The sequence below is a fragment of the Novosphingobium organovorum genome (assembly GCF_022832435.1).
GTDB classification, from domain to species: Bacteria; Pseudomonadota; Alphaproteobacteria; order Sphingomonadales; family Sphingomonadaceae; genus Novosphingobium; species Novosphingobium organovorum.
On record NZ_JALHLF010000063.1, the window covers coordinates 1 to 22,217 of the forward strand.

A 22,217-nucleotide genomic window follows, 5' to 3' on the forward strand; every position below is an offset into this window, starting at 1 on the left:
ACCATTCCGATTCGGTCAAACACCTTTTTCAAAAAATCGTCATTTTTTGAAGGAGCTTGGTTTTCTGCGGTTTTGATCCGCCGTCTACCTCAGACCGTATCGGGACAGGATATGGGTATGCCCCCCGCCTTTCGCAACCCGCGCGGCAAAATTGGCGGTTTTTCGGCCTATTCTCAGCCCTTGCGCGACGTATCGCGCCTTTTGAAGCGACTTTTCGCCCCGCGCACGCAAGCCCCATGCTAAACGCTTTCTTATCCGCATCGCGCTAGAGACCCGGATAGATGATCGAGCCTGCCACCTCCTTTCCCGCCCCCGACGACGCGGCGCCTGCGCGCGTGAGCGTGATCGTACCGGCTTATGGGGTCGCGCAATACCTGGGCGATGCCCTGGACTCGCTCCTCGCGCAAACTCTGACCGCATGGGAATGCGTGGTCATCGACGACGGAGCCCCCGACGATGTCGCCTCGGCGGTCGCGCCCTATCTCCGCGATCGGCGTATCCGGTTCCTGACTTGCGCCAATCGCGGGGTATCAGCCGCGCGCAACACTGCGATTGGCGCTTGCTCAGCGCCCCTCATCGCCCTGCTCGATGGCGACGACACCTTCGCGCCCGACTATCTCGCCCACACTCTGCCCCCGCTCGAGAGCGAACCGACGGTTCGGCTCGTGACCTGCAACGCGCGCATCTTCGGGGCGGTCGAACGCGAGACGCTCATCCTTCCCGACACGCAGCAGCGCGGCACGCGCTTTACCGCTTCGCTCGCCCAAGTGCTCGACCGCAGCTTCAACGTCTATATCGGCACCACCTTTCGCCGCGCCGACTTCGATGCCATCGGCGGGTTCGACGAAAGCATGACCCAGGCCGAGGATCTCGACTTGTGGTTTCGGCTCATGGCGCTTGGCGGCGAGGCGGTCTGCATCAACGCCGTCCTTGCCGGCTATCGCGTGCGCGCCGGATCGGCCTCGGGCCACATGGGCAGGATGCTGCGCGGCAATATTCGTGCCTACGAGAAAATGGCCCGCCAGTTGGCGGGAACCCCCTGTGGCGAACTGGCCAGCGCGCTCGCCGCCGAAAACCGCCGTTCGCTCGGCTTCGAGGAAGCCATCGACACCATCCTCGACGGGCGCGTGCGCGAGGGGCTATCCAGAATGCGCCAGGACCTTGCGCAACACCCGCAATCGCTGTCGTGGCGCCTCTCGTTCCAGCTGTGGCAAGCCGTCCCCGCGCTTGCCCGCCCGATGCTCGCCTGGCGCCGGCGCACCCACCAGCGCGGGGCGCTTTCGCTGCGCGCGCTCCTGCTCCGTTCCCGAAAGGCCGCCTGAGCCATGCCCGCCCCTGCTCCTGCGCTCTCGGTCATCATGAGCGTCTACAACGATGCCCCCTTCGTCGGCACGGCGATCGAGAGCATCCTGACCCAGAGCTTCACCGACTTTGAATTCCTCATCGTCGACGATCACTCGGCCGACGGGTCCGAAGCGGTGCTCCACGAATGGGCGGGGCGCGACGCGCGCATCCGGGTTCTTTCCAGGGGCGAAAAGGGGCGCGTGCCCGCGCTCAATAGGCTGCTCGGCGAAGCCCGAGGGGAACGCATCGCGCTGATGGACAGCGACGACTGGTGCGAACCCGAGCGCTTCGCAAAAGAGATGGGCTTTCTCGACGCGCATCCCGACCACGGCGCGGTCAGCTGCAATTGCGCGGTCATCGACGAGGCGGGCAATCCCTTCTGGCGCCCGCCGATCGACCGTCCGCTGACCCACGAGGGGATCCTCGCCAATCTGGAGAGCGGTCCCCTCCTCAACCACAACGCGGTGCTCTTCACCCGCGCCGCGCTCGACGCCGTGGGCGGCTACCGCGCGGCCTACCGCCATGCCGAGGATTACGATCTGTGGCTGCGCCTCTCACGCGTGACCAGGCTCGCCAACCTCGAGGAGAACCTCGTCGCCTATCGCATCTATCCCGGGCAAGTCAGCACCGCGCACATCATCGAGCAGACCACCAACGCCGGAATTGCCTGGCTGGCGCATTGCGCAACGCTGGCCGGGCAGCCCGATCCGACCGAGGGCCTCCCCTCGCTGCCCGCGCTGGACGAACTCGACACGCTGTTCGGGCCGGGCGCGGCTGCAAAAGTCCGGCGCCGGGTGATCGAGCGCACGCTGTTCGCGCCCGACCTGCTCGCCGCACAAGGCTGGCCGCTGCTGCTCGATCACGCGCGCGAGACCGAGGCGCGCGGCCCCTTGTGGCGTGTCGCCGCACGCCTGCTCAAACACCGTCACCCGGCCAGGGCCGCGCGGCTTGCCGCAGCGCTGGTCGGTGCCTGAGGATCTGCCGGCGATGGCCCTCCCCCGCATCAGCGTCCTGATGACCGCCTATAACGTCGAGCCCTATGTCGGCGCGGCGATCGAGAGCATTCTGGCGCAGAGTGTTCCCGATTTCGAACTGCTCGTCCTCGATGACCGATCGAGCGACGCCACCGGCGCGGTCATCGCCCGTCACGCCGCCAGCGACAGCCGCATGCGGATCGTTCCAACCCGCGAAAAGGGCCGCGTACCCGGCCTCAACACACTGCTGGCCGAGGCCCGCGCGCCGTGGATCGCGATCATGGACAGCGACGACATCGCCCTGCCCGACCGGTTCGAAAAGCAGCTGGCCTTTCTCGACGCGCACCCCGAATGCGGCGTGCTGGGCGGTGTGGCGCGCAATATCGACGCGAGCGGCACTCTGCTGGCCCCGCCTTCGGAACCGATAGCGCAGACTCACGAGGCGATCGTGGCCGACAAGGCGAACGGCATTCCCATGCGCAACCCCACCGCGATGATCGCCCGCGACCTGTTGCAGGCGGTGGGTGGCTGGCGCCGTCCGTTTCGCTTTGCGCAGGACTACGACCTCTATCTGCGCCTGCACACGCTGACCCGGCTGGCCAATCTGCCCGACACCCTGCTGCATTACCGCATCCACCCCCAGCAGGTGAGCACACACAGCGCGCTTGCGCAGACCCATTCGGCGATGGTCGCCTGGCTTTCCTGCGAGGCGCGGCTTGCCGGGCGCGCGGACCCGCTCGACACGCTGGGCGCGCTGCCCGCGATCGGCACGCTCGATGCGCTGTTCGGCGTTTCCGACGCCGATGCCCGCGCGCGGCGCGCGGTGATCGAGCGTATTCTCTACGCGCCCGAGCGGCTCGCCGCCGATGGCCTGCCGATCGCGATCGCGCACACCCGCGATCCCGGTGGCAAGGCACGGCTTGCCCGCGTACCGCTGCGCCTCGCCCGCGCGGGCCACCCGCTCGCCGCGCTGCGCCTGGGGCTGGCCCTTGCCCGCCCCCTTTCCCGCCCCGATGCCCGCCCCGTCGTCCGGGCCTGAAGGAGCGCCCGTCGCCATGACCATCCGCAGCGCCGCCAGCTGGGCCATGGGCGCCCAGTACGCCTCCTTCGCGCTCCAGTTCGCGACCAGCCTCGTGCTGGCGCGCTACTTCATCTCGCCCGAGCAGCTGGGGCTGTTCTCGATCTCGTTCGCGGCAATCGGGCTGCTCGCAACGCTGCAGGACTTCGGGGTCAACCGCTATGTCTGCGGCGAGAGCGACCTCACGCCGGAGAAACTTCAGACCAGCTACACCGTCTCGCTGGCGATCAGCTGGGCGCTCGCGCTGATCTGCGTGCTCGCCGCCTGGCCGCTGGCCACCTATTACGGCCAGCCGAAGATCCTGCCGCTCACGCTGGTCATCGCGGCGTCCTACTTCCTGGTTCCTTTCGCCATCGTGCCGCAGGCGCTGCGCCAGCGCGAGCTCGACTTCCGGTCGAGCGCGATGATTACCGTGGGCGCCACCATGGCCAACACCGGGGTTTCGGTGGCGCTGGGGTGGTGCGAATGGGGTTCGATGGCGCTGGCCTGCGGGGCCCTGGCGCAGCAGGCCGCGCGCGCACTGATCGCGCAGTGGCGCGTAGGCGGGCTCTCGCCCTGGCCGCCGCGCCTCGAAAAGCCCGGCCGGGTGCTGAGCTTCGGGGGCACCAACACTGTCCTCGTGACCTGCGCCAATGTCGCCGCGAGCGCGCCCGAACTGATGATCGGGCGGCTGCTGGGGCCGGCCTCGGCGGGCCTCTACACCCGCGCCACGGGCCTCGCGATCCAGACGCGTATCCTGCTGGTGGGGGCCGTTGGCGGCGTGTTCCTCCCCGCCTTTCGCAAGATCCGTGAAGAGGGCAAACCGCTCGGCCCGCCGTACTTGCGCATCGCGGCGATCTTCAGCGCGATCATGTGGCCCGCACTTGCCGGGCTTGCCGTGCTGTCCGAGCCGGTCATCCACCTGCTCTACGGCGCGCGCTGGCTCGACAGCGCCTCGCTGCTGCTGCGCCTGAGCGTGGCGCAGATGTTCTTCGTCTCGATGCCGATGATCGCCGATCTTGGCGTCCTGCTCGACCGCAAGCGCGAACTGGTGGTGCGCAATATCCTCGATGTGGTGGTGGTGATCGCCCTCCTCGCGCTCTCCGCCCCCTTCGGGCTCAACGCGATTGCCACCTCGCGCATCGTCCACGGCGTGCTGTGGAGCGCCAACTTCCTGTTTTTCCTGCGCCGCATGGTCGGCTTTTCGTGGGGGGAATGGTTCGCGGTGCAGCTGCGCAGTCTTGCCCTCACCCTCCTCGCCATCGCCCCGACGCTGGCGCTCTACCATTTTGCCGATGGCCCCAGGGAAGCGGGCGCCGCGCAAATCCTCGCCAGTGCCGGGGCGGGCGCGGTGGTCTGGGCGATTGGCCTGTGGGCGCTGCGCCACCCCGCGTTCGAAGAACTGGAACGCGTGGCCGCCATGCTCCGCGCGCGCGTTTCGCGCCGCCGCAAAGGCGCCTAACGTACACCACCACGCCCCCTTCCCACGCCAAGGCCGAGGCAAAAGCCCTTCGCAATCGTGCAAGCGATCTCTACATGGGCGCCATGCCCCCCGACCGCGATACTCCGACAGACCCGGCCCACCACGACGGATGGCGCACGCTGCTGCGCTTTGCCCCGTACCTGTGGCCGCGCGAAAACCCCGCGCTGCGCCGCCGGATCGTGCTGGCCTGCGTGCTCATCCTGCTCTCGACCGGGACCCAGCTGACGTTGCCCTATTTCCTGCGCGCGGCGGTCGACACGATGAGCGCGAGCGGGCCAAAGCTGCTCCAGCTCGCGCTGTGGACGGTGCTTGCCTACGCCGCAGGCCGCCTGCTTCAGACGACCTTCGACAACTTGCGCAACATCGTTTTCGAACGCGTCGGTCAGGATGCGACGCGCGCGCTGGCCGAAAACGTCTTTGCCCAGCTCCACCGTCTCTCGCTGCGCTTTCACCTCTCGCGCCGCACCGGCGAGATAACCAAGACGATCGAGCGCGGCACCAAGAGCATCGACACGATGCTCTACTTCATGCTCTTCAACATCGCGCCTACGGTGCTCCAGCTGGCGATCGTGGCGGGGATCTTCTACGTCAATTTCGGGATCGGCCTCGTCGGTGCGACGGCCCTTGCGATCATCGCCTATATCTGGGTCACGCGCACGATCACCGAGTGGCGCACCACGCTGCGCCAGCGGATGAACCGGCTCGACGGGCAAGCGCTCGACCGCGCGGTGGATTCGCTCCTGAACTACGAGACGGTGAAGTATTTCGGCGCCGAAGCGCGCGAGGAAGCGCGCTACGCAGCCGCCACGCGCGAGTACGCCGATGCCGCAGTCAAGAGCGAGAATTCGCTCGGCCTGCTCAACATCGCGCAGGCGCTGGTGACCAACCTGCTCATGGCGCTCGCGCTCGCCTGGACGGTCTGGGGCTGGTATCAGGGCAAGTATTCCTCGGGCCAGCTGGTCTTCGTGCAGACCTACCTCACCCAGTTGTTCCGCCCGCTCGACATGCTCGGCATGGTCTATCGCACGATCCGGCAAGGGCTGATCGACATGGCCGAGATGTTCCGTCTGCTCGACACCGAGGTCGAAGTGCCCGACCGCCCGGGCGCGCCCGCGCTGGTGATCCGCCAGCCCGGCATCGTGTTCGACAACGTAGTGTTCGGCTACGAAAGCGAACGCATGATCCTCAAGGGCCTCTCGTTCGAGGTTCCCGCCGGGCACAGCGTGGCGCTCGTCGGCCCCTCGGGCGCGGGCAAATCCACGATCGCGCGGCTGCTGTTCCGCTTTTACGATCCGCTCTCGGGCCGCATCCTGATCGACGGGCAGGACATCCGCGATGTGACGCAGGCGTCCTTGCGCGCCGCAATCGGTATCGTGCCGCAGGATTCGGTGCTGTTCAACGACACCATCGGCTACAACATCGCCTATGGGCGCAACGGTGCAGGGCTTGAGGATGTCGCCTCGGCCGCGCGCGGTGCGGCGCTGATGGGCCTGATCGACCGTCTGCCGCAGGGCTTCGACACCGAAGTGGGCGAGCGCGGGCTCAAGCTTTCAGGCGGCGAGAAGCAGCGCGTGGCGATCGCCCGAACGCTGGTCAAGAACCCGCCGATCCTCATGCTCGACGAGGCGACGAGCGCGCTCGACACCCGCACCGAGCGCGACATCCTCGCCACGCTGCGGCAGGTGTCCGCGCACCGCACCACGCTCTCGATCGCGCACCGTCTGTCGACCATCGCCGATGCCGACACGATCCTCGTGCTGAGCGAAGGGCGCCTGGTCGAAAGCGGCTCGCACCAGGGCCTGCTCAAGATCGACGGGCTCTACGCCGAGATGTGGGCGCGCCAGGCCGCCGAGGCGGAAACCCTGGGCGAAGCGGCGGAATAGACGGCGAGGAGGTGACGCCTTCGCCCGGTCTTCCAGGCTTTGGACCAAGGCCTTGAATCCTCCTCCAAACGCCGGAAAACCACGTCTCACCGCGACAGGTGCCGCCGTGTCATGCTGCATCTGCGAGCCCCAAAGGGTTGCCAAGGCCCGCGCGAATCGGCAAATAGGGGGCCTATTCGCAAGGACCCGGTGCAATTCCGGGTGGCTATCCCGGCCGCCGATCCGCCGGGCAACATCACACACATGACCTTTGCCGAGAATCCCCGGATTTGAAAAACCCGGCGTTTCCATGTGCCTGATGCGGAAAAACAACCAAATGACCAGCTTTCTCGCCCACTATCGCCAGGGATGGCGATCGAACATGCGTGCCGACGTGCTCTCCGGGCTCGTCGTCGGCCTCGCGCTGATCCCCGAGGCGATCGGTTTCTCGATCATCGCGGGCGTCGATCCCTCGGTCGGCCTGTGGGCCTCGGTCGCGATCGCGATCGTGATTTCCTTTACCGGCGGGCGCCCGGCCATGGTCTCGGCGGCAACGGCCTCGGTCGCCGTGCTGGTCGGACCGCTCGTGCGCGAACACGGGGTCGACTACCTCTTCGCCGCGACGATCCTGATGGGCGTGTTCCAGATCATCGCCGGCATCCTGCGGCTTAACCTCGCCATGCAGTTCGTCTCGCGCTCGGTCATCACCGGCTTCGTCAACGCGCTGGCGATCCTGATCTTCATGGCGCAGATCCCGCAGCTGACCAACGTGACCTGGCACACCTACGCCATGATCGCAGCCGGACTGGCGATCATCTACCTGCTGCCGCGCCTGACCACGCTCGTCCCCTCGCCGCTCGTCGCGATCGGCGTGCTGACCGCGATCTCGATCACGTTCCATCTGCCCGTCCACACCGTGGGCCAGATGGGCAAGCTGCCCGAGGGCCTGCCCAGCTTCGGCCTTCCCAATGTGCCGCTGACGTTCGAGACGCTGCGCATCATCACCCCCACCGCGCTGGCCATGGCCGCAGTCGGCCTGCTCGAAACGCTGCTCACCGCGCAGATCGTCGACGACATGACCGGCACCGATTCCTACAAGCGCATCGAGTGCCGCGGACAGGGTATCGCCAACATCATCGCCGCGCTGTTCGGCGGCATGGGCGGCTGCGCGATGATCGGCCAGTCGGTCATCAACGTGACCTCGGGCGGGCGCGGGCGGCTTTCGACGCTGACCGCCGGCGTGTTCCTGTTCATCCTGCTGGCCGTGCTCGGGCCGTGGGTCGGCCAGGTGCCGATGCCCAGCCTCGTTGCGGTGATGATCATGGTCTCGATCGGCACGTTCTCGTGGAACTCGATCCCCAACCTGCGCCGCCACCCCTGGCAAAGCTCGGTGGTGATGGTTGTCACTGTCGTCACCGTGGTCGCCACCAGCGACCTGTCGAAGGGCGTGATCGTGGGCGTGCTGCTCTCGGGCATCTTCTTTGCCCACAAGGTCCAGCGCCTGTTCACCATCACGCGCGAGGAAAGCGCGGACGGGGCCAGCGCGACCTACCGCATCACGGGCCAGATCTTCTTCGCCTCGGTCCACCGCTTCCTCGAGCAGATGGACGCCGGGCATGAAACCGCGCGCGCGGTCACCATCGACATGAGCAAGGCGCACCTTTGGGACATTTCCTCGGTCGAAGCGCTCGACAAGGTGGTCGGCGAGCTGGCCAAGGGTGGCGCCGAGGTGCGCGTGGTGGGCTACAACACCGCGAGCGCGGACATCGTCGACAAGTTCGCCGCGCACGACAAGACCGGTTTCGAACTGGGCACTGTCCCGCACTGAGTTCGGCGGGAACCGCACACGGCGATGCACGTTGGACAGGGCAGAGACCAACGGCCCTCATCTTTCATGCATCGCCGTATTTTACCGGAGTCCCCCGCGTTGAAACCCGTGCTGCGCTACCTGCCCGATCTGCCGACTGCCCTGCTCTATGCCGCCGCTCTGGCGCCTGCCGCCGCGCTGGTGGTGATCAACCCCGCGCAGGCGCACGAAACCAAAGCGCCGCCGGTCCAGACCGTGCAACCGACAACCCCGTCCTGAGCATTACTCCCCAAAAACAGCGTCGTCGGGCGAAACCGTCCGCTACTTGACGACGCTGGCCTCGTGCCAGACCACCGCCTGAGCGGCCTTCATGCAGTTTTCGGCCGTATCCCAGCTGATCGAGGGCGAGCCATAGAGCCGCCAGCCCTGTTCGAGCGCTTCGGACACGCGCTCGCAAAACGCACGGTCGTCCTGCCCCGTCAGCAGACGGTAGATCGGGCGGTCCTCAGGGGTCTGGAAATTCGACATTGGGCATCCTTCTTTGCTGCTATTCTGTTCTCATCCGATGCCTAGCCACTCGAGCCCGGCTGGCAAGTCCTGCCCGCAATAATCGACCTGAAGCACGCGGCGCGCGCGCAGCGGGCCGGTCGCGGCGCCGGAGGCGTGGAGGATCGGCGTGCGGTAGAACCAGACATCGCCCACCTCGGCAAGACAGACGTGGTGCGCCGAGCCCGCGACCACCGCCTCGATCGCTCCTTCGGCGATCCGCCCGAGCCGGTGCGATCCACGCGCGATGAGCAGCGGCGCGTTCTGTGCGTCGACCGGGTCGAGATGAATACGCACCGTCACCATCGCCTCGAGCAGCGCAAAGGGCGGTTCGACATGGACTAGTCCCTGCTTCACGCTCCACGGCCCGAACCCGGCGACCGCGCGCCGTTCACGCACGACGATGGTGCGGTCCTGGTGCCAGCCCAGCGCCCAGTTGTTGCCCTCAGCGCTCTTGTCGAACAGCACCGCGCGCACCGGCCGCATCGGCCCGCCGGCAAGCGCGGCAACCCGCGCGCCGATCGCCGCGCCATCGCCCAGCAAGGCGAGCAAGGCCGGCGAGCCGTGCAGGCGCTGGCCGGGCAAGCCGCCGGGAACCGCAGCGAGCGCGGAAAAAAAGAACGGCAAAAGCGCCTGTGCGAGCCCCGCGACACGCTGCGCGCCGTCCCGCGCAAGATCAAGCTCGGGGGCAGCGAGGCCCGCCGCGAGGGCGATCACCCCTGCGCCTGCGTCTGGAGCGCCTGAAGGATCGCGAGCGCGCGCGCCGCATCGGCCGCGGGCACGAAGGCGTGATCGTGGTGGAACGCGGCGACCATGTTGCAGGCGATGCGCGCATCGGCCAGCGCCCCGGCCACCGCCGCGGTCAGGCCATAGCCATCGAGCGCGGAATGCACTTCGAGGACGATGCGCACCATCGGCAGGGCGGTGTCGAGCCCGGCGCTGCGTGCCGCTTCCAGCGGCACGATCTGCGAGAGCCCTTCGGCCTCGCGAAACATCGCGATGGCGTCCGCCAGAAGCGGAGCGCCGGTCACGAAGACATACCGTTCATCGTCGAGCCGGGGCGCCATGCCCGCCACCATCGCGCGCGCCTCGCGCACGATCGGCCGTTCGGGCACGGGCCCCGGCTCGCCGGGCATTACAGGATGTACTTCGACAGGTCGGCGTTGCCCGCCAGCACGTCGAGCTTGTCGCGCACATAGGCTTCGTCGATCGTGATCGTCTCGCCGCTGCGGTCCTCGGCCTCGAAGCTCAGTTCCTCGAACAGCTTTTCCATGACCGTCTGCAGGCGCCGCGCGCCGATGTTCTCGACGCTCTCGTTGACTTGCGCGGCGATCTTGGCGACTTCGCGCACCGCCCCCTCGCTCATCTCGACAGCGACCTTCTCGGTCCCCAGCAGCGCCTTGTACTGCGCGACAAGGTTGGCGCGCGTTTCGCTCAGGATGCGCACGAAGTCCTCTTCGGTCAGCGCCTTGAGCTCGACGCGGATCGGCAGGCGGCCCTGGAGTTCGGGCAGCATGTCCGAAGGCTTGGAGACGTGAAACGCGCCCGAGGCGACAAACAGCACGTGGTCGGTCTTCATCGGGCCATACTTGGTGGCGACCGTCGTCCCCTCGATCAGCGGCAACAGGTCGCGTTGCACGCCTTCGCGGCTGACCGAACCGCCACGCACGTCGGACACCGCGATCTTGTCGATCTCATCGAGGAAAACGATGCCGTTATGCTCAGCGTCGTGGATCGCGGTGCGCTGGACGTCGTCCTGGTCAAGCCGCTTTTCCGATTCCTCGTCGACCAGCTTGTCCCACGCTTCGGGCACCTTCATCTTGCGGCGCTTGAGCTTGGGGCCGCCGAAGGCCTTGCCCATCATGTCCGACAGGTTGATCATACCCACCGATCCCCCCATGCCGGGGATCTCCATCGGAGCCGAGGGGCTGTCTTCGACCTCGATCTCGACTTCGGTGTCGTTCATCGCGTTTTCGGTGATGCGCTGGTGGAAGGCCGCACGGGTCGCCTCCGAGGCGCCTTCGCCGACGAGCGCGTTGAGCAGGCGGTCCATCGCCGCCTTGCTGGCCGCCTCGCGCACCGATTCGCGCCGCCGCTCCTTCTCGAGCCGGATCGCTTCCTCGACGAGATCGCGCGCGATCTGTTCGACATCGCGGCCGACATAGCCGACTTCGGTGAACTTGGTCGCCTCGACCTTGACGAAAGGCGCGTCGGCAAGCTTGGCCAGGCGACGGCTGATCTCGGTCTTGCCGCAGCCCGTGGGCCCGATCATCAGGATGTTCTTGGGCGTGACCTCATCGCGCAGGTCTTCGGGCAGGCGCTGGCGGCGCCAGCGGTTGCGCAGCGCGACGGCCACGGCCTTCTTGGCCTCCGTCTGCCCGACGATGTGCGCGTCGAGCGCGGCGACGATGGCCTTGGGGGTAAGAGAATCGTTCATGGGAACCTTTGCGGCAATCAGATGGTCTCGACCGTCACGCGGTCGTTGGTGAACACGCAGATGTCGGCGGCAACCTGCATGGCCTTGCGCGCAATCGTCTCGGCGTCACTTTCGTAGGCGTCGATCGCCCGCGCCGCGGCGAGCGCGTAATTGCCGCCCGAACCGATCGCGGCGATCTGGGTATCGCCCATGGCCTCGGGCTCGAGCACGTCGCCGTTGCCGGTGAGGATCAGCAGCGCGTCCTTGTCGGCCACGATCATCAGCGCTTCCAGGTTGCGCAGGTACTTGTCGGTGCGCCAGTCCTTGGCCAGTTCGACCGCCGCGCGCAGCAGCTGGCCGCGGTGCTGTTCGAGCTTGCGCTCGAGCCGTTCGAACAGCGTGAAGGCATCCGCCGTCGCGCCGGCGAAACCGGCGATCACCTTACCACCCTCGCCGATCCGGCGGACCTTGCGCGCGTTGGGCTTCATCACCGTGTTGCCCATCGAGACCTGACCATCACCCGCGATCACGGTCTGGTCACCCTTGCGGACACCGATGATGGTCGTCCCATGCCACTGTACAAGGCCGTGGCTCGCCGCATCGTTCGTCATGGGCGAGGATATATGCCCCCAGCGCGGCGGTTCAAGGGCGCGATGGCACCACACCGGATCAAGCCCCGGATCACGCGTCGGGCCGGCCCTGCGCAAACCGCAAGAACCCTGCCTCCCAACGCAAAAGGGGCGCGCAGGATCGAACCTGCGCGCCCCTTTGAAAGGCCGGTGCGCCGCCGAAGCGATCAGCTGCCGTTGGGGCCCGACCCGCCACTGCCCGAGGAGCCCGTGCCGCTGCCGCCCATGCCCGCAGCGCCCACCTGGCCGATGTTGCCGAACAGATCCTGCAGCAGGCTGCGCTCGCGGCCCAGCGTCGGGGTCTGGTCGCCGTTGGGGGTAATCCGCGCGACCTGCTCCATGCCGCGGCGCTGGACGTCGATCACGTTGCCCTTGGGATCGAACTGGACGCGCAGGACAACCTGGTTCTGCGTGCGCGGGCTGCGGAAGGCCGGCGTCTCGATCGTCTGCGAGACATAGTACCAGTCCTTGTTGCCCCATTCGCTGGCGAACGTGGGGCGCCCCAGCGTCTTTTCGACGGACTCGCGGTTGTCGACACCGGGCTGGACCGAATCGACCAGCGCCTGGTCGATGATGTAGCCGCGGTGATCCTTGATCGACGTGCAGCCGCTGACCAGCGCACCCAGCGCCAGTACCATCCCTGCGGACCCGATCTTCAAACCACGCTTACCCATCAAAACACTCCAAAACCTCGGGGACATGGCCTGTGTCGATCCTTGCCAGCAGGCCCGCCGCGCATATATCGGCAACAGGGCCTTACGGCCCCGGACGCGCGCGTGCAATGGCCCTGCCAAGCCCGTGACCGATTTATCCGGGTTGGCCGGTGCTGTTTGAATTGCCGATGAACGAAGGAGAATTCGATCCGTGTCGCTGCTTTCCCGCCTGTTCGGCACGTCCGGCGACCCGCGCGCCGCGGTGCGCCCGCTGTGGCACCGCATCATCGAAATCGCCCGTGAAGAGCCTTGGTACGCCGACTATGGCGTGGCCGACAATGTCTCGGGCCGGTTCGATGCGGTGACGCTCGTCCTGGCGCTTGCGATGCTGCGCATGGAGCGCGGGCACGCCGGTGGCGGGCACAAGCTGGACGAAGAAGCCCCGCTGGTCGATGCCAGCGCGCGCCTGACCGAGCTCTTTGTCGAGGACATGGACGGCCAGCTGCGCCAATCGGGCGTGGGCGACCTTGTGGTGGGCAAGCGGATGGGCAAGCTGGTCTCCGTGCTCGGCGGGCGCATCGGCGCGCTGCGCGCGGCGCTCGCCCAGGCTCCAACGCCCGAAGGCGACCCGCTCGAAGCCGTGCTCGAACGCAATGTCACCCTGACCAGCCAGCCCGACCTAGCCGGCCTTGCCGCCGCGATCCGCGCGCTGCACACCCAATTCCAGGGCCTTACCGACGAGGCTCTCCTGCAAGGAACGATTTCGCGATGAGCGCTTCCGAACCCGCCGCCCCCGCGGCCTCCCCCGAATTCTCGCGCCTGATCGACGTGCGTCAGGTCGAAGGGCTGTCCCCTACGCTCGAGGCCAACGCCGCCGAGCGCGCGGCGCTGGCCCGCCGTTTCGGCCTCGTGCGGATCGACACCCTCACCGCGCGACTCGACCTCTCGCGCAAGGATCGAACGGTGTTCGTCTCGGGCACGCTCGAGGCGTCCTGGGTGCAGACTTGCGCGATTTCCGCCGATGAGCTGCCCGTGTCCGTGCGCGAACCGGTCGAGGTGCGTTTCGTGCCCCAGTTGACCGACTATGCCCCCGACGCCGAAATCGAGCTCGAAGCCGATGATCTTGACGAGATCGAATACACCGGCACGCACGTCGACCTTGGCGAAGCTGTCGCGCAGAGCATGGCGCTCGCCATCGATCCCTACCTCACCGGCCCTAACGCCGAAAAGGCGCGCAGCGAGGCCGGACTCACCGCGCCCGAGGACAACAGCCCCTTCGCCGCACTCAAGGGCCTCAAGCCCGGCGGCTGACGCAAGGTCCCCCACGCGCCGCGTCATAAAGCCTTCCCCGTTTCGTCATCACGCTTTCATCGCCACCACCTAGGCGCGGCGATCAAGGATGGGGCGTTGCGGGGGCAGCATCGGCGTGAACAGGCTGTACAAGAAAGGGGCGAGCGCCTGCGGCGCGGCGCTCGTCTTGGTGACACTCGCGCGCCCGCTTCCCGCCGCAGCGCCCGATTGGCCGATCGACGAGGTGGCCTTACCGTTCGGCCAGAGCCCCCGCCAAAACCCGCAAGACAGGCCATCGCCCGGCACGCTTTCGGTGATGACCTTCAACGTCAAGGGCCTGCCCTTTCCCGCAGCGATGGGGCGTAGCCAGGCGCTTGCCGAAATCGGCCGCCGCCTTGCCGCGCTACGCCGGGCGGGGCACGAACCCGACGTCGTGCTGCTTCAGGAAGCCTTCACCGACGAGGCCAAGGCGATCGCACAGGCCGCTGGATACCCCTACGCCGCCCTCGGTCCCGACACCGGCGCGCTCGCGCACGAGGCTTCCCGCACCAGCACCGATACGGACTGGATCAAGGGCGAAGGCATCGGCAAATGGAGCGACAGCGGGCTGATGATCTTGTCCGACTATCCGATCACCGCCACGCGCCGCCTTGCCTTTCCTGCCGACATGTGCGCCGGGTTCGACTGCCTTGCCGCCAAGGGCGTGCTGCTCGCCTGGATCGCGCTGCCGGGCCAGGACGCGCCGGTGGTCCTCGCCAACACCCATCTCAACGCGCGCAAGGCCGCAGGCGTCGGCGTCGCGCGCGCCAACGCGGCCTACCGCAGGCAGATCGGCGCGGCGCGGGCCTTCGTGCGAGGAGCCGTCGCGCCGACGAGCGCGGTGATCTTCGGCGGGGACTTCAACCTCGGCCACGATCCCCAGCGGCTGGCCGCGATGCGCGAAGGCGGCGGGCTTCTGGCCGATCAGGGCCGCGAAGCCAGCGCGCACGCGCCCTGCTCCCCCTGCACGCCCGCGCTGCGTGCCGATCTGGCCACCATCCGCGAACGCGCCAAGGACAAGCAGTTCTACCGCCCCGCGCGCGGCAAGACGCTGCGCGCCGAGGCGATCGAGGTGCCATTGGGCGGTGCAAGCGGCGCGGCCGCGCTTTCCGACCATCTGGGCTACGTCATCCGCTATCGCTTCGGCGCCTGAGACCCGGCACCGGCACATATTTTCACCCGACGGGAACGTTCCCTCTTGCATCATATTATATTGTGCACAATATTATTGTACGAAATCTACATACACCATCGAAAGGACCTGCCATGAAGCCTCTCTACTCGACCAAGGTCACCGCACTCGGCGGCCGCAACGGCCACGTGCGCAGCGACGACAGCCTGCTCGACCTCACGCTGGCCATGCCCGCAGCGCTCGGCGGCACGGGCGGCGCCAGCAACCCCGAACAGCTTTTCGCCGCAGGCTACGCCGCCTGTTTCGAAAGCGCGCTGATGCTGGTCGCCAAGGGCAAGGGTGTCGAACTCGCCCCCGCCGACGTCGAAATCGCCGCGACCATCGGGCTCGTCCCCAACGGCGCGGGTGGCTTCGCATTGACCGCCGCGCTCGACATTGCCATCGCAGCGGGCAGCACTGGCCTCGATCAGGCCAAGGCGCAGGAATTGGCCGAAGCGGCGCACGCCGTGTGCCCCTACTCGAACGCGATCCGGGGCAATATCGAGGTACCTTTGCATGTCACCACGCGATGAACGGTAAGGCAGCAGACCGAACGGAGGCGATCTCCGCAGACCCGGCATCAGCCCATGCCGCCGTCGATGCAGCAGCGGACAACCCGCTGCTGCTCGACCTGCAGGTTTGCTTCCCGCTCTACGCCGCCACCAACCACATCACGCGTCTTTACGGGCCGGTCCTTGCCAGGATCGGCCTGACTTATCCGCAGTATCTGGTGATGCTGGTGCTGTGGGAACAGGCGCCGCAGACGGTCGGCGCGCTCGGCGCGCGGCTGCACCTCGACAGCGGCACGCTCACGCCCTTGCTCAAGCGGCTGGAAAAGGCGGGACTGGTGTCGCGCACGCGCGATCCCGAGGACGAACGCCGCGTGCTGGTCTCGCTGACCGACCAGGGCCGCGCCCTGCGCGGGCAGGCGCTCGACGTGCCCGCGACGATGGCGGGCAACATGAACCCCGAGGCCATCGATGCGCTGCGCGAGACGGTTACGCGTCTGGTCGACCTGCTGACCGGAAAATAGATGATGGCGCGAGGGGCCAAGCCCCCTGCCGCCAAACGGCACCAAACGACAGACGCCGCCTCTCTTGTCCAAGAGAGGCGGCGTCTGTCGTTTGGCCAGCCCGAGAGCGCGTGCCCTCGGACCGGAAGGCCGAATTGCCGATCAGAACGGGATATCGTCGTCGAGATCGTCGCCGCCAAAGCCGCCGCCTGAGGACGAACCGCCCGAACGGCCCCAATCGCTGCCGCCCGACGACGAACCGCCGCCGCCCCAGCTGTCCCCGCCCGAGGACGAGCCGCCCGAGCTTGCACCGCCGCGCTGGCCACCGCCCGCGCTGTCCAGCATGGTCAGCACGCCGCCCATGCCCGCGACCGAGATCTCGGTGGTGTAGCGGTCATTGCCGTCGCGGTCCTGCCACTTGCGGGTGCGCAGCTGGCCTTCGATGTAGACCTTCGAGCCCTTGCGCAGGAACCGCTCGGCCACGCCGACGAGACCGTCGGACTGGAGCACGACCTGATGCCACTCGGTACGCTCCTTGCGTTCCCCGGTCTGACGGTCCTTCCAAGTCTCCGAAGTGGCGATGCGCAAGTTCGCGACGCGCCCGCCGTTCTGGAACGACTTCACTTCGGGGTCGGCCCCGAGGTTGCCGACGAGAATGACCTTGTTGACGCTGCCTGCCATGGATGAATCGCTTTCCTCTGCAATTTCGAACCGAGGGACTAGCGAATAGGGCCGCGCGGCGCGAGTCGCGAAGGCAGGTTTTCTACAACCCTGCCCAGACCGCCAGCCAATAGGTCAGCCCCGCCGCCAGATAGGCAAGGCCGAACAGGTAGGCGAGCATGAAGATCGGCCACTTCCAGCCATTGGTCTCGCGCCGGGTCACCGCGATCGTCGACATGCACTGCGGCGCGAAGACGAACCAAGCGAGGAAAGCCAGCGCCATCGGCAGCGTCCAGTGGCTGCGCAGCCGCGTGCCGAGATCGGCGGCCTGCTGGTCCTCGTCGTCGCTGGCATCGACCGAATAGGTCGTCGCCAGCGAGGACACCGCCACCTCGCGTGCGGCCATCGCCGGGATCAGCGCCAGCGCCATGTCGCGGTTGAAGCCGATCGGCTTGACCACCACGGCCAGGCCATTGGCAACGTGCCCGGCGATCGAGGCGTCGACCTGGCTCTCGCCCGGCTTGGCCTGCGGGAAATTGAGCAGCACCCAAAGCACCACGGTGACCGTGAAGATGATCGTACCCGCGCGGCGCAGGAAGATCCACGCGCGCTGCCACAGCCCGATCGCCATGTCCTTGAGACGCGGCATCTGGTACTTGGGCAGCTCCATGATGAAGCCCGAGGCCGCGCCCTTGGTGACCGAACTGCGCAGCACCAGCGCCACCACGATCGCCCCCACGATGCCCGCAAGGAACAGGCAGAACAGCACCAGCCCCTGCAGGCCGATACCCCAGCCCACCCCGCGCGCGGGGATGAACGCGGCGATAATCACCGCGTAGACCGGCATGCGCGCCGAACAGGTCATCATCGGAGCGATCAGGATCGTGGTCAGGCGGTCCTTGGGATCGGTGATCGAACGGGTCGCCATGATCCCCGGAATGGCGCAGGCAAAGCTCGACAGGAGCGGAATGAAGCTGCGCCCCGACAGGCCCACCAGCGCCATCAGCCGGTCCATCAGGAAGGCCGCGCGCGCCATGTAGCCCGAGGCTTCGAGCGCGAGGATGAAGGCGAACAGGATCACGATCTGCGGCAGGAACACGATCACCGCGCCCACGCCCGCGATCACCCCGTCGGTGATCAGGTCGCGCAGCAGCCCGGCGGGCATCGTCGCCTTGACCGTGTCGTGCAGCCAGCTGGCCGCGGCATCCAGCCCGTCGGCGAACGGCGTTGCCCAGGCAAACACCGCCTGGAACATGACGAAGAAGATCGCCATCATGATGACCGGGCCGAGCCAGGGATGGAGCAGCACCTTGTCGAGCTGCGCGTGCATGCGGCGCTGGCGCGTCTCGGACAGGATGGCCGCCGCTGCCATGGCATGGGCGGCCACGCGCCGCTCGGTCTCGCCGATCTCGCTCACGCCAAGGCGCGGGGTGCGGGTCTCGGCCGAAGCCATCGCCTCGCCCAGATCGGCAAGGCCGCGCCGGCGCACCGCAACGGTGGGCACCACACGCACGCCCAGTTCCTCCTCGAGCACGGCGGGGTCGAGCACCAGACCGTCACGCTCGGCCAGATCGACCATGTTGAGCGCGATGACCGTGGGCTTGCCCAGCGCGAGCAGTTCCTGCGCGAAGACGAGGTGCTGCTCCAGGTTCGAGGCATCGAGCACGACGACGATCACATCGGGCTCGGCCTCGCCGGCAAAACCGCCGCGCAGGACCTTGGCGGTCACTTCCTCGTCGGGGCTGGTCGCATCGAGGCCATAGGCACCGGGCAGATCGGTCAGTTCGACCGGCTCGCCAGTGGGCAGCACCAGGCGGCCCGACTTGCGCTCGACCGTGACCCCGGGATAGTTCGCGATCTTCTGGCGCGCCCCGGTGAGCGCGTTGAACAGCGCACTCTTACCCGCATTGGGGTTGCCGACGAGGGCGATCTTGCGCGGACGGCTCATGCCGGGGTCGCCTCGCTCGCGGTGTTGTGAAACTGTTCGACCTCGATCGCCACGGCGTGCACCCGGCGCACCGCCACGACCATGCGCCCGATCGCGATCGCGATCGGATCGCGCCCGCCAAAGATGCCGCGCCGCGACACGCTGATCAACGCGCCCGCATCAAGCCCGAGCGCGCGCAGGCGGCGTGCCTCTTCGGGCACCAGCCGCGCCCAGTCGATCGCGACGATGCGGGCTTTCTGGTCGATAGGTAACTGATCGAGGGTCATTCCATTGCGCTGCCAGATTCACGGTATCTTTGCAACTGCCTCGCAATAGTGGACCTTACTGTCCTTGCCCCCGATCAAACCGCGCAAACGAAATTCCGCCGCCGCAAAGCGGGACGCCATGCCCTCCTCAGCGCGCCGGGTAGCGCAGGCGGCCGAGCAGGCGGGTCACGCTGAAACGCTCGTCCGGACGGCGGGTAAACTGCGCCTTGACCTTCTCGAAGCGCATCACGCCATCGATCCGGCGTTCCAGAAAGGCGCGGGTTTCGGGCTTTTCCGGGTCCTTCTCACGCGCGAAGACGTGCAGCGTGGCGGCGTAGATCGCGGCCAGCGTGGTGCGCTTGGTGTAGTGGTTGTAGTCGGTCGCGGTGTCCCCTGCGAGGCGCCACATGCGGTCCGCGCTGCGCCAGCCCAGTTGCGTGGAACGCGCCAGGTTTTGCGGCATCGCCATGATTGCCAGCGCACGCACGAGCGCTTCCTCGCGCCCTGCGGCAGCCTCAAGCCGGGCCATGACCAGCCGGCGGATACGCTCGCGCACGGGAACGCGCGCCAGCGACTCGGCCGCAACCGCCTCGGCCATCGCCGCATCGATCGCATCGACCCAGGCGGTAATCATCGCCATCGGCTTGCCCGCGAAGGCATAGGCGGCCAGTTCGGGATCGATTCCCGCGCCGATCGCCGCCTGGCGCACGGCATCGGCGCTCCACCCGTCGAACGCGGCCGCGTCGGCAATTGCGGGCGCCAGCGCGCGGCGCAGATCCTCCAGAGTGGCAACCTCGCTCATGTCAGCCTCCATTTCGGGTCCTCCCGGCCCAGCGTTCACAGCGTGGGACCATAGACCGGCTTGGACTTCTTGCCCGCGCCGGCCTGGACGTTGTCGTTGATCGTGCGCAGCAGCATCGCGTCGCCATCTTCCTTGGCATATTCGCGCGCGCTGCGACCGGAATTGTCGGAACGGTCGGGATCGGCGCCGGCCTGCAGCAGGGCCTTCATCAGTTCGGTGTCGCGCCGGTGCACGGCGGAAATCAGCGGCGTTTCGCCCGCGTCGTTGGACACTTCGGTATCGGCGTGATTCTCGAGCAGGTAGGCCGCCCCTTCGCGCCAGCCCAGATTGACCGCCATCTGCAGCGGGGTCAGCCCGTGATCGTCGGCAAGATCAACCTTGGCGCCATGCTGGACCAGATAGCGCAGCCAGGTCAGGTCGCGCCGCGCAACCACGACGTGCAGGGCGGTCTGCCCGGTGCTGACATCCTTGGTGTTGACGATCAGCGGCGAATCCATGATCGCCTTCTCGACTTTGTCGCCTTCCTTTTTCTTGACGGATTCGAGGAACTTGTAACCGTCCGAAAAACCGGCCTGGGCCATCGCGCCGGTTGCCATCATGCCAGCTGCCGCGGCAAGGGTTCCCGTCAGGATCAGCCGGCGAAGAGCTGCCCCATTGCGGATCGCGAGTTTCGACACGTCAAATATCCTTCCTGCATTTCATCACTTTGCGAAGGCCACCCGCCAGCCACGCCTTGCATGAGGCGGTCTAGCAGAGCATGAACCGCTTCGCCATGACCCATCTTCGCTTCCCCACCGCCCGGCGCCTCCCCCGGCGCCTCTTCATCGCGGCTTCCCTAGGCCTCGCGCTGGCCGCCTGTCAGCCGACCGAGCCCGCCCATGCGCCGATCGATGGCGTGGACATCACCGGCGCCGACATCGGCGGCCCTTTCACGCTTGTCGACAAGACGGGCAAGACCGTGCGCTGGCAGGATTTTCGGGGCAAGTGGGTGATGCTGTACTTCGGCTACACCTTCTGTCCCGACGCCTGCCCGGTCGATGTCCAGGTGATGATGAAGGCCTACGACCAGTTCGCCAAAAGCAACCCGGCCGCCGCCGCCAAGATCCAGCCGGTGTTCATCTCGATCGACCCCGCGCGCGACACGCCCGCCGTGGTCGGCGAGTGGACCGCCGCGTTCAGCCCCAGGCTGATGGGGCTGACCGGCAGCGAGAAGCAGACCAACCTTGCCGCCGACGCTTTCGCCGTGATCCACTCCAAGGGCGAGGCCACACCCGGCGGCGGCTACCTCATGAACCACTCGCGCTTCGTCTATCTGATGGACCCCAAGGGCAAGCCGGTCGACATGCTGCCGGTCGACAAGGGGGCCGATGCCGTCGCGGGCGATCTGGCCAAGCTGGTATCGTGACCCCGCCCGCAACCACCCCCGGCGCGCGCCCGTTCTGGGAGCGCCCGCTCGCCAGCCTCGACAAGGCCGAGTGGGAGGCGCTGTGCGACGGCTGCGGCCAGTGCTGCCTGCACAAGGTCGAGGACGCCGACAGCGGCGAGATCTACCACACCAACGTTGCGTGCAAGCTGCTCGACGTGAAGACCGCGCGCTGCGCGGACTATGCCCACCGCAAGGCCTCGGTGCCCGATTGCCTCACGCTCACGCTGCGCAGCGCCGGATCGCTGCCCTGGCTGCCCGAAACCTGCGCCTATCGGCTGCGCGCCGAGGACCAGCCGCTGCCCGCCTGGCACTATCTTGTCAGCGGTGATCGCGAAGCGGTCCACCGCGCCGGGGTCTCGGTCGCCGGACGGGTGGTGAGCGAGGTCCACGCCGGGCCGCTCGAACAGCACATCATCTGGCCCGAGGGGATGGAAGCGGAATTCGAGATCGAGGACGGCGAAAGCCCCTGGGACATCGCGCCGAGCGACGACGAGCGAGGCTGACCCTCCCATGCTCGACTGGCTCAAACGTTCCCCCACCGCCGAGCCCGAAATCGAAATCGACGGGCGGCGCCTGCCGATCGTGGTGCGCCGCCTCGAACGCGCGCGCCGCCTGACCATGCGCCTCGCCGCCGACGGGCAATCGGTGCGCATTTCCATGCCGCCCTGGACCCGCACCGAGGAAGCGCTGGCCTTTGCCCGTTCCCGGCGCGACTGGCTGGCCACGCAGCTGCGCGCCCATCCCGAGAGCGAGCCGCTGGGCGATGGCGCCACGCTCGCCTTCCGGGGCCAGCCGATCCGCCTGCGCCACGATCCCACGGCGCCGCGCCGCCCGGCGCTAAGCGACGCCACCC

27 protein-coding genes and 1 other annotated feature are annotated in these 22,217 nt (G+C 67.4%); of the genes, 16 read left to right on the forward strand and 11 right to left on the reverse strand.

Annotated elements, in window-relative coordinates:
• The 8 genes from MTR62_RS14200 to MTR62_RS14235 form a co-directional block, all read left to right on the forward strand.
• On the forward strand, nt 1-243 hold a 243-nt coding region (locus tag MTR62_RS14200), incomplete at its 5' end, for a hypothetical protein (RefSeq protein ID WP_244022015.1).
• A gap of 38 nt (nt 244-281) precedes the next feature.
• Nucleotides 282-1,322, forward strand: a complete 1,041-nt coding sequence (locus MTR62_RS14205; RefSeq protein ID WP_244022017.1) for a glycosyltransferase family 2 protein — start codon at nt 282-284, stop codon at nt 1,320-1,322.
• 3 nt (nt 1,323-1,325) lie between these two features.
• Nucleotides 1,326-2,318, forward strand: coding sequence for a glycosyltransferase (locus MTR62_RS14210; protein ID WP_244022019.1), 993 nt, complete (start codon nt 1,326-1,328; stop codon nt 2,316-2,318).
• A 13-nt stretch (nt 2,319-2,331) separates the two neighbouring features.
• Nucleotides 2,332-3,357 carry a glycosyltransferase family 2 protein gene (locus tag MTR62_RS14215; RefSeq protein WP_244022021.1) on the forward strand — a complete coding sequence of 342 codons (1,026 nt, stop codon included), beginning with the start codon at nt 2,332-2,334 and terminating at the stop codon, nt 3,355-3,357.
• Between the two features lie 16 nt (nt 3,358-3,373).
• The gene (locus tag MTR62_RS14220; RefSeq protein ID WP_244022023.1) at nt 3,374-4,837 is read left to right on the forward strand and encodes an oligosaccharide flippase family protein; all 1,464 of its coding nucleotides are present in this window, start codon (nt 3,374-3,376) and stop codon (nt 4,835-4,837) included.
• 83 nt (nt 4,838-4,920) lie between these two features.
• On the forward strand, nt 4,921-6,741 hold the full coding sequence (locus tag MTR62_RS14225; RefSeq protein WP_244022071.1) for an ABCB family ABC transporter ATP-binding protein/permease: 1,821 nt from the start codon (nt 4,921-4,923) through the stop codon (nt 6,739-6,741).
• 179 nt (nt 6,742-6,920) lie between these two features.
• Nucleotides 6,921-6,976 (forward strand) — a sequence feature (sul1 is cis-regulatory element that is thought to sense ions involved in sulfur or methionine metabolism; They are found in Alphaproteobacteria).
• An 81-nt stretch (nt 6,977-7,057) separates the two neighbouring features.
• A complete protein-coding gene (locus tag MTR62_RS14230) occupies nt 7,058-8,548 on the forward strand; it encodes a SulP family inorganic anion transporter (RefSeq protein ID WP_244022025.1) in 1,491 nt (496 codons plus the stop codon).
• A gap of 99 nt (nt 8,549-8,647) precedes the next feature.
• Nucleotides 8,648-8,806 carry a hypothetical protein gene (locus MTR62_RS14235; RefSeq protein WP_244022027.1) on the forward strand — a complete coding sequence of 53 codons (159 nt, stop codon included), beginning with the start codon at nt 8,648-8,650 and terminating at the stop codon, nt 8,804-8,806.
• 42 nt (nt 8,807-8,848) lie between these two features.
• On the opposite strand, the gene MTR62_RS14240 is transcribed toward MTR62_RS14235, so the two are convergent.
• The 6 genes from MTR62_RS14240 to MTR62_RS14265 all read right to left on the reverse strand — a co-directional run bounded on the left by MTR62_RS14240 (nt 8,849) and on the right by MTR62_RS14265 (nt 12,792).
• Nucleotides 8,849-9,055 (reverse strand): DUF1737 domain-containing protein, encoded by a 207-nt coding sequence (locus tag MTR62_RS14240; RefSeq protein ID WP_244022028.1) that lies wholly within the window; start codon nt 9,053-9,055, stop codon nt 8,849-8,851.
• A gap of 30 nt (nt 9,056-9,085) precedes the next feature.
• On the reverse strand, nt 9,086-9,790 hold the full coding sequence (locus tag MTR62_RS14245; protein ID WP_244022029.1) for a phytanoyl-CoA dioxygenase family protein: 705 nt from the start codon (nt 9,788-9,790) through the stop codon (nt 9,086-9,088).
• On the reverse strand, nt 9,787-10,209 hold the full coding sequence (locus tag MTR62_RS14250; RefSeq protein WP_244022031.1) for an ACT domain-containing protein: 423 nt from the start codon (nt 10,207-10,209) through the stop codon (nt 9,787-9,789). Before MTR62_RS14250 ends, MTR62_RS14245 begins: the two co-directional genes overlap by 4 nt.
• Complete coding sequence (gene hslU, locus MTR62_RS14255; RefSeq protein ID WP_244022033.1) at nt 10,209-11,510, reverse strand: ATP-dependent protease ATPase subunit HslU; 1,302 nt, start codon at nt 11,508-11,510, stop codon at nt 10,209-10,211. The genes MTR62_RS14250 and hslU overlap by 1 nt, the downstream gene beginning before the upstream one ends.
• A 17-nt stretch (nt 11,511-11,527) precedes the next feature.
• Complete coding sequence (hslV, locus tag MTR62_RS14260; RefSeq protein WP_244022035.1) at nt 11,528-12,100, reverse strand: ATP-dependent protease subunit HslV; 573 nt, start codon at nt 12,098-12,100, stop codon at nt 11,528-11,530.
• Nucleotides 12,101-12,285: 185 nt separating this feature from the next.
• Nucleotides 12,286-12,792, reverse strand: coding sequence for an outer membrane protein assembly factor BamE (locus MTR62_RS14265; protein WP_244022037.1), 507 nt, complete (start codon nt 12,790-12,792; stop codon nt 12,286-12,288).
• A gap of 190 nt (nt 12,793-12,982) precedes the next feature.
• Between MTR62_RS14265 and MTR62_RS14270 the strand changes: the two genes are divergently transcribed.
• The 5 genes from MTR62_RS14270 (at nt 12,983) to MTR62_RS14290 (ending at nt 16,304) form a co-directional block, all read left to right on the forward strand.
• A complete protein-coding gene (locus MTR62_RS14270) occupies nt 12,983-13,543 on the forward strand; it encodes a ubiquinol-cytochrome C chaperone family protein (protein ID WP_244022039.1) in 561 nt (186 codons plus the stop codon).
• Nucleotides 13,540-14,082 carry a YceD family protein gene (locus tag MTR62_RS14275; RefSeq protein WP_244022042.1) on the forward strand — a complete coding sequence of 181 codons (543 nt, stop codon included), beginning with the start codon at nt 13,540-13,542 and terminating at the stop codon, nt 14,080-14,082. The genes MTR62_RS14270 and MTR62_RS14275 overlap by 4 nt, the downstream gene beginning before the upstream one ends.
• Before the next feature lie 115 nt (nt 14,083-14,197).
• Complete coding sequence (locus tag MTR62_RS14280) at nt 14,198-15,253, forward strand: endonuclease/exonuclease/phosphatase family protein (protein ID WP_244022048.1); 1,056 nt, start codon at nt 14,198-14,200, stop codon at nt 15,251-15,253.
• A 113-nt stretch (nt 15,254-15,366) separates the two neighbouring features.
• Complete coding sequence (locus tag MTR62_RS14285; protein WP_244022049.1) at nt 15,367-15,804, forward strand: organic hydroperoxide resistance protein; 438 nt, start codon at nt 15,367-15,369, stop codon at nt 15,802-15,804.
• On the forward strand, nt 15,801-16,304 hold the full coding sequence (locus MTR62_RS14290) for a MarR family winged helix-turn-helix transcriptional regulator (protein ID WP_244022051.1): 504 nt from the start codon (nt 15,801-15,803) through the stop codon (nt 16,302-16,304). Before MTR62_RS14285 ends, MTR62_RS14290 begins: the two co-directional genes overlap by 4 nt.
• 141 nt (nt 16,305-16,445) lie before the next feature.
• On the opposite strand, the gene ssb is transcribed toward MTR62_RS14290, so the two are convergent.
• The 5 genes from ssb to MTR62_RS14315 all read right to left on the reverse strand — a co-directional run bounded on the left by ssb (nt 16,446) and on the right by MTR62_RS14315 (nt 20,615).
• On the reverse strand, nt 16,446-16,964 hold the full coding sequence (gene ssb / locus MTR62_RS14295; RefSeq protein ID WP_244022053.1) for a single-stranded DNA-binding protein: 519 nt from the start codon (nt 16,962-16,964) through the stop codon (nt 16,446-16,448).
• Between the two features lie 82 nt (nt 16,965-17,046).
• Complete coding sequence (gene feoB / locus MTR62_RS14300; protein WP_244022055.1) at nt 17,047-18,891, reverse strand: ferrous iron transporter B; 1,845 nt, start codon at nt 18,889-18,891, stop codon at nt 17,047-17,049.
• Nucleotides 18,888-19,157, reverse strand: coding sequence for a FeoA family protein (locus MTR62_RS14305; RefSeq protein ID WP_244022057.1), 270 nt, complete (start codon nt 19,155-19,157; stop codon nt 18,888-18,890). The genes feoB and MTR62_RS14305 overlap by 4 nt, the downstream gene beginning before the upstream one ends.
• A gap of 127 nt (nt 19,158-19,284) precedes the next feature.
• Nucleotides 19,285-19,938 carry a COQ9 family protein gene (locus tag MTR62_RS14310; protein WP_244022059.1) on the reverse strand — a complete coding sequence of 218 codons (654 nt, stop codon included), beginning with the start codon at nt 19,936-19,938 and terminating at the stop codon, nt 19,285-19,287.
• Between the two features lie 35 nt (nt 19,939-19,973).
• Nucleotides 19,974-20,615: an ankyrin repeat domain-containing protein gene (locus MTR62_RS14315; protein WP_244022061.1), complete on the reverse strand. Its 642-nt coding sequence runs from the start codon at nt 20,613-20,615 to the stop codon at nt 19,974-19,976.
• Between the two features lie 95 nt (nt 20,616-20,710).
• Here MTR62_RS14315 and MTR62_RS14320 point away from each other — a divergent pair, with 95 nt between their 5' ends.
• From MTR62_RS14320 to MTR62_RS14330, 3 genes are all read left to right on the forward strand, one after another.
• A complete protein-coding gene (locus MTR62_RS14320; RefSeq protein ID WP_244022065.1) occupies nt 20,711-21,343 on the forward strand; it encodes an SCO family protein in 633 nt (210 codons plus the stop codon).
• Nucleotides 21,340-21,867, forward strand: a complete 528-nt coding sequence (locus MTR62_RS14325; RefSeq protein WP_244022067.1) for a YcgN family cysteine cluster protein — start codon at nt 21,340-21,342, stop codon at nt 21,865-21,867. Before MTR62_RS14320 ends, MTR62_RS14325 begins: the two co-directional genes overlap by 4 nt.
• 7 nt (nt 21,868-21,874) lie before the next feature.
• Nucleotides 21,875-22,217: YgjP-like metallopeptidase domain-containing protein (locus tag MTR62_RS14330; RefSeq protein WP_244022069.1), on the forward strand; the 343-nt coding region annotated here is incomplete at its 3' end.